Below are 6470 nucleotides of genomic sequence, written 5' to 3' on the forward strand. Positions count from 1 at the left end.
ACCTGGGACCCCGCCCAGTACCTGCGCCACGCGGGCCACCGCGCCCGCCCCTTCGCCGACCTCCTCGCCCGCGTCCCCGGCCTGCCCGGCGAACCGCCCCGCATCGCCGACCTCGGCTGCGGCCCCGGCAACGTCACCACCGTCCTCACCGACCGCTGGCCCACCGCCCACGTCACCGGTTACGACAACTCCGACCGGATGCTCGCCGAGGCCGAGGCGCACGCCGGCCCGCACCTCGACTTCGCCCACGCCGACCTCACGACCTGGACGCCCACCGAGACGTACGACCTGATCGTCTCCAACGCCGCCCTGCACTGGGTCCCCGGCCACCTCGACACCTTCCCCGCCTGGCTGGCCGGCCTCGCGCCCGGCGGCACCTTCGCCTTCCAGATCCCCCACAACATCGACGCGCCCCTGCACGCCCTCATGCGCGAACTCGGCAACACGCCCCGCTGGAAGGGCCGCATCGGGGAGGTGCTGCGCCCCGAGGACTCCGTCCACGCCCCCCAGGTCTACCTCGACCACCTCGCCCGCCTCGGCTGCGAGACCGACGTCTGGACGACGACGTACCGCCACGTCCTGGCCGGCGAGGACCCCGTCCTCGACTGGGCCAGGGGCACCGGGCTGCGCCCCGTCCTCACCGCCCTCGCCGACGACCCCGAGGCCCGCGACGCCTTCGTCACCGAGTACCGCGACCTGCTCCGCGAGGCCTACCCGCCCCACCCGTACGGCACGGTCCTCCCGTTCCGCCGCCTGTTCGCGGTGGCCAGGAAGGGGTCGTAGGGATCATGGCGTCCGGCCCAAGTGGGTGACGAGGACACGGATCACGGCCTCGTCGATGACGTACAGGACCCGGTAGTCGCCGATGCGGAGGCGGCGCAGGTCGGGGGACCCGTAGGGGACCGATCCTGCCGGGCGCGGATCGTGGGCGAGCTTGTCGATGCTGTCGAGGAGCAAGGCAAGGCCGCTCGGGTCCTCCTGGAGGAACCGGGCGGCCATGTCCAGGGCGTGCGGCTCGAACTCGATCTCGTAGGTCACTTCTGCCCGAGCCCCAGCCGCTTGCGCACCTCTGCCATCGGGATACCGGGCGCCAGCGTGCCCTCGGCCTTGCGCCGCTGGTAGTCGGACACCGCCAGGGCGTCTTCGAGATCCTCTATCACCTGGGGAGAGACGAGGAGAGCGGCCACATGGCCGTGGTCGGTGAGGGCGATGGTTTCCCGGCCGTGAGCCGCACGCCGGACCAGGTCGCCGAGCTGGGCACGGGCCGCGCTGATCGCAATCTCAGTCATGTGCACATGATGGCAGAACATTACTCTTCATGCCCATTGTTTGTGCCGTCTGAAGCGGGTCACCCGGTGAGGTGAGAGAAACCAACCTGACTGGGAGTGAGACACCGTGGCAGGCGAGCAGAAGTCCAAGGCGAAGATGGAACAGGCCAAGGGCAAGGTCAAGGAAGCGGCCGGGCGGGCCGTCGGCAACGAGCGACTCGAGGCCGAGGGACGTGCGGAGCAGGCCAAGGGTGACGCCCGCCAGTCGAAGGAGAAGGCGAAGGACGTCTTCAAGCACTGACTCGGACGGACGCAGAGGTGAGGGCCCCCGCCAGGTGGACGGGGGCCCTCGTGCGTGTGGGTCAGCTCTTGCGGCGGCCTATCAGGTGGGGCTTGGCCTCCAGGCCGTCCAGGCCGTGCCATGCCAGGTTCACCAGGTGCGCCGCGACCTCCGCCTTCTTCGGCCGGCGCACGTCCAGCCACCACTGGCCGGTCAGCGCGACCATGCCGACCAGCGCCTGCGCGTACAGCGGAGCCAGCTTCGGATCGAAGCCGCGGCTCTTGAACTCACGGCCCAGGATGTCCTCCACCTGGGTGGCGATGTCCGAGATGAGAGACGCGAAGGAACCCGTCGACTGGGGGATGGGGGAGTCCCGGACCAGGATGCGGAAACCGTCCGTGTACTCCTCGATGTAGTCGAGGAGGGCGAAGGCGGCCTGTTCGCACAGTTCGCGGGGGTGGCCCGCCGTGAGGGAACTGGTCACCATGTCCAGCAGGCGCCGCATCTCACGGTCCACCACCACCGCGTACAGCCCCTCCTTGCCGCCGAAGTGCTCGTACACCACCGGCTTGGACACCCCGGCCTTCGCCGCGATCTCCTCCACCGACGTGCCCTCGAACCCCTTCGCCGCGAAGAGGGTGCGACCGATCTCCAGCAACTGCTGGCGACGCTCCGCACCGGTCATCCGGGTGCGACGCGCTCGCCGCGGCTTCTCATTGCTCGGGGTACTGCTGGAGTCGGTCGCCACGGCGTCCATCATGCCGCGTCGGCGGTCACCTTCCGGCGCCGGGAGCCGTCCCCGCCCGTGTTCCGGCGCGAATCGATACGCGAGCGTGACGGCCAGCGCACGTCATAGGCCCAGCCCAGCATCTCGAACCAGCGGATGAACCGCGCCGAGGAGTCCACCTGGCCGCGCATCACACCGTGCCGCGCCGACGTGGGCTCGGCATGGTGCAGGTTGTGCCAGGACTCGCCGCAGGACAGAACGGCCAGCCACCACACGTTGCCGGACCGGTCACGCGACTTGAACGGCCGCTTGCCCACCGCGTGACAGATCGAGTTGATCGACCAGGTCACGTGGTGCAGCAACGCCACCCGCACCAGCGAACCCCAGAAGAACGCGGTGAACGCGCCCCACCAGGACATCGTCACCAGTCCGCCGATCAGCGGCGGCAGGGCCAGCGAGAGCAGCGTCCACAGCACGAACTGCCGGGAGATCGCCCGCAGCGCCGGGTCCTTGACCAGATCCGGCGCGTACTTGTCCTGCGGCGTCTGCTCCTCGTCGAACATCCAGGCGATGTGCGCCCACCACAGGCCCTTCATCAGCGCCGGCAGCGTCTCACCGAAACGCCACGGCGAATGCGGGTCACCCTCCGCGTCGGAGAACTTGTGGTGCTTGCGGTGATCCGCCACCCAGCGGACCAGCGGCCCCTCCACGGCCATCGACCCCATGATCGCCAACGCGATCCGCAGAGGCCGCTTCGCCTTGAAGGAACCATGCGTGAAGTACCGGTGGAAGCCGATGGTGATGCCGTGGCATCCGAGGTAGTAGAAGAAGACCAGCAGGCCGAGGTCCAGCCAGCTCACCCCCCAGCCCCAGGCCAGCGGCACCGCCGCCAGCAGGGACAGGAACGGCACGATGATGAAGAGCAGCAGCGTGATCTGCTCGATCGAACGCTTCTGCTCACCGCCCAGAGTGGCGGAGGTGGTGGGGGAGTCGTCGGGCGAGTCGTCGGGCGCCGGTGAGGGGTCTTCGATCACGTCGGAGCTAGAGGTCATGCGCGTCCCCTGTGGGGTCGTGGGTTGAGAGAGGTGCCGGGCCGGGAGACCGCACCACACTTCCTACGGTCCCGTAACCTACGGCGTCGTAAGTATGGCAGTGCGGCACCCGGCGGCAAGGCCCGCGAGTCCGCGCGTCCGCACGGACACCTATCCTTGGAAACAGTCGGACAGCGCGGTCCGCTCTGTTTTCTTCCCGGATGTCAGGCCTGTATGCGGCCCCGCCGCGGGGCCTGAGGCCCGGGTTCCCGCCCGGACGAGCTTCCACACTGCAAGGAGCCGCACCTGTGAGCAGTGCCGACGACCAGACGACTACCAGCCCCGAGCTGCGCGCCGACATCCGCCGACTGGGTGACCTCCTCGGTGAGACCCTCGTCCGGCAGGAGGGCCCCGAACTCCTCGACCTGGTCGAAAAGGTCCGCCGCCTCACGCGCGAGGACGGCGAGGCAGCCGCCGACCTGCTGCGCGGCACCGAACTGGAGACCGCGGCCAAGCTGGTCCGCGCCTTCTCCACGTACTTCCATCTGGCGAACGTCACCGAGCAGGTCCACCGCGGCCGCGAACTGCGCGCCAAGCGCGCCGCCGAAGGCGGCCTCCTCGCCCGCACCGCCGACCGCCTCAAGGACGCCGACCCCGACCACATCCGCGAGACGGTCCGGCACCTCAATGTCCGCCCCGTCTTCACGGCGCACCCCACCGAAGCCGCACGCCGCTCGGTACTCAACAAGCTCCGGCGCATCGCCGCGCTCCTGGAGACCCCCGTCATCGAGGCCGACCGCCGCCGCTACGACACCCGGCTGGCCGAGAACATCGACCTCGTCTGGCAGACCGACGAACTCCGCGTGGTCCGCCCCGAGCCCGCCGACGAGGCCCGCAACGCCATCTACTACCTCGACGAACTCCACGCCGGAGCCGTCGGCGACGTCCTGGAGGACCTCACCGCCGAACTCGAACGCGTCGGCGTGACCGTCCCCGCCGAGACCCGCCCCCTCACCTTCGGCACCTGGATCGGCGGCGACCGCGACGGCAACCCCAACGTCACCCCCCAGGTCACCTGGGACGTCCTCATCCTCCAGCACGAACACGGCATCAACGACGCCCTGGAGATGATCGACGAACTCCGCGGATTCCTCTCCAACTCCATCCGCTACACCGGAGCCACCGAGGAACTCCTCACCTCCCTGAAGACCGACCTGGAACGCCTTCCCGAGATCAGCCCCCGCTACAAGCGCCTCAACGCCGAGGAGCCCTACCGGCTCAAGGCCACCTGCATCCGGCAGAAGCTGGAGAACACCAAGACACGCCTCGCCAAGGGCATCCCGCACGAGCCCGGCCGCGACTACCTCGGCACCAGCGAGCTGATCGCCGACCTCACCCTCATCCAGACCTCCCTGCGCGAACACCGCGGCGGCCTCTTCGCCGACGGCCGGATGAACCGCACCATCCGCACCCTGGCCGCCTTCGGCCTCCAGCTCGCCACCATGGACGTCCGCGAACACGCCGACGCCCACCACCACGCCCTCGGCCAGCTGTTCGACCGCCTCGGCGAGGAATCCTGGCGCTACGCCGACATGCCCCGCGAGTACCGCACCAAGCTCCTCGCCAAGGAACTCCGCTCACGCCGGCCGCTGGCCGGCACCCCCGCGCCCGTCGACGCGGCCGGCGAGAAGACCCTCGGCGTGTTCGAGACGATCAAGCGGGCGCTCGCCGTCTTCGGACCCGAGGTCATCGAGTCGTACATCATCTCCATGTGCCAGGGTGCCGACGACGTCTTCGCCGCCGCCGTCCTCGCCCGCGAGGCCGGCCTCCTCGACCTGCACGCCGGCTGGGCCAGGATCGGCATCGTGCCCCTCCTGGAGACCACCGACGAACTCAAGGCCGCCGACACCATCCTGGAGGACATGCTCTCCGACCCGTCGTACCGCCGTCTGGTGGCACTGCGCGGAGACGTCCAGGAAGTCATGCTCGGCTACTCCGACTCCTCCAAGTTCGGCGGCATCACCACCAGCCAGTGGGAGATCCACCGCGCCCAGCGCCGCCTGCGCGACGTGGCCCACCGCTACGGCGTCCGGCTGCGCCTCTTCCACGGCCGAGGCGGCACCGTCGGCCGCGGCGGCGGCCCCTCCCACGACGCGATCCTCGCCCAGCCCTGGGGCACCCTCGAAGGCGAGATCAAGGTCACCGAGCAGGGCGAGGTCATCTCCGACAAGTACCTCATCCCCGCGCTGGCCCGCGAGAACCTGGAACTGACGGTCGCCGCCACCCTCCAGGCCTCCGCCCTGCACACCTCACCCCGCCAGTCCGACGAGTCCCTCGCCCGCTGGGACGCGGCCATGGACCTCGTCAGCGACGCCGCCCACGACGCCTACCGGGCACTCGTCGAAGACCCCGACCTCCCGTCGTACTTCTTCGCCTCCACCCCCGTCGACCAGCTCGCCGACCTCCACCTCGGCTCGCGCCCCTCCCGGCGCCCCGACTCCGGCGCCGGCCTCGACGGCCTGCGCGCCATCCCGTGGGTCTTCGGCTGGACCCAGTCCCGCCAGATCGTCCCCGGCTGGTACGGCGTCGGCTCCGGCCTCAAGGCCCTGCGCGAGGCCGGCCTCGACACCGTCCTCGACGAGATGCACGGCCAGTGGCACTTCTTCCGCAACTTCATCTCCAACGTCGAGATGACCCTCGCCAAGACCGACCTGCGGATCGCCCAGCACTACGTCGACACCCTCGTCCCCGACGACCTGCGCCACGTGTTCGACACCATCAAGGCCGAACACGCCCTCACCGTCGCCGAAGTCCTCAAGATCACCGGCGAGCGGGAACTGCTGGACGCCACCCCCGTCCTCAAGCAGACCTTCACCATCCGCGACGCCTACCTGGACCCCATCTCCTACCTCCAGGTGACCCTGCTCAAGCGCCAGCGTGACGCCGCGGCCGCCGGCCAGGAAGCCGACCCGCTCCTCGCCCGCGCCCTCCTCCTCACCGTCAACGGCGTGGCGGCAGGTCTGCGCAACACCGGCTGACCCCTACCCCGCACACATGCGAAAGGCGCCCCCGAGAATCCCGGGGGCGCCTTTCGCGCATCCGCTACACCGCCAGGAACGCCGCCGTCAGCAACGCCATCCCCGACCCCGCCAGCACCCATCCCC

At 69.9% G+C, this 6470-nt stretch carries 7 protein-coding genes; 3 read left to right on the forward strand and 4 right to left on the reverse strand.

Translation table 11 applies throughout. The annotated features are described in order from the left end of the window. Positions 1-783: trans-aconitate 2-methyltransferase (locus P1P75_RS38505; RefSeq protein WP_319264161.1), on the forward strand; the 783-nt coding region annotated here is incomplete at its 5' end. Positions 784-786: 3 nt separating this feature from the next. On the opposite strand, the gene P1P75_RS38510 is transcribed toward P1P75_RS38505, so the two are convergent. Both P1P75_RS38510 and P1P75_RS38515 read right to left on the reverse strand, forming a co-directional pair. Continuing rightward, positions 787-1038 carry a type II toxin-antitoxin system RelE/ParE family toxin gene (locus tag P1P75_RS38510; protein ID WP_319264163.1) on the reverse strand — a complete coding sequence of 84 codons (252 nt, stop codon included), beginning with the start codon at positions 1036-1038 and terminating at the stop codon, positions 787-789. Continuing rightward, entirely contained in the window at positions 1035-1289 is a 255-nt protein-coding gene (locus tag P1P75_RS38515; RefSeq protein ID WP_319264164.1) for a type II toxin-antitoxin system Phd/YefM family antitoxin, read from the reverse strand. The genes P1P75_RS38510 and P1P75_RS38515 overlap by 4 nt, the downstream gene beginning before the upstream one ends. Before the next feature lie 106 nt (positions 1290-1395). Here P1P75_RS38515 and P1P75_RS38520 point away from each other — a divergent pair, with 106 nt between their 5' ends. Next, complete coding sequence (locus P1P75_RS38520; RefSeq protein ID WP_086770896.1) at positions 1396-1569, forward strand: CsbD family protein; 174 nt, start codon at positions 1396-1398, stop codon at positions 1567-1569. A gap of 61 nt (positions 1570-1630) precedes the next feature. Here P1P75_RS38520 and P1P75_RS38525 read toward each other — a convergent pair whose 3' ends face one another. Together P1P75_RS38525 and P1P75_RS38530 are read right to left on the reverse strand one after the other, a co-directional pair. Then, positions 1631-2308 carry a TetR/AcrR family transcriptional regulator gene (locus tag P1P75_RS38525; RefSeq protein WP_319264166.1) on the reverse strand — a complete coding sequence of 226 codons (678 nt, stop codon included), beginning with the start codon at positions 2306-2308 and terminating at the stop codon, positions 1631-1633. Next, on the reverse strand, positions 2305-3327 hold the full coding sequence (locus tag P1P75_RS38530) for a fatty acid desaturase (RefSeq protein ID WP_319264168.1): 1023 nt from the start codon (positions 3325-3327) through the stop codon (positions 2305-2307). Before P1P75_RS38530 ends, P1P75_RS38525 begins: the two co-directional genes overlap by 4 nt. 287 nt (positions 3328-3614) lie before the next feature. Here P1P75_RS38530 and ppc point away from each other — a divergent pair, with 287 nt between their 5' ends. Continuing rightward, positions 3615-6344: a phosphoenolpyruvate carboxylase gene (gene ppc, locus P1P75_RS38535; RefSeq protein ID WP_319264169.1), complete on the forward strand. Its 2730-nt coding sequence runs from the start codon at positions 3615-3617 to the stop codon at positions 6342-6344. Positions 6345-6470 lie beyond the last annotated feature (126 nt).

Source organism: Streptomyces sp. ID05-39B (assembly GCF_033794725.1).
GTDB lineage: Bacteria > Actinomycetota > Actinomycetes > Streptomycetales > Streptomycetaceae > Streptomyces > Streptomyces bobili.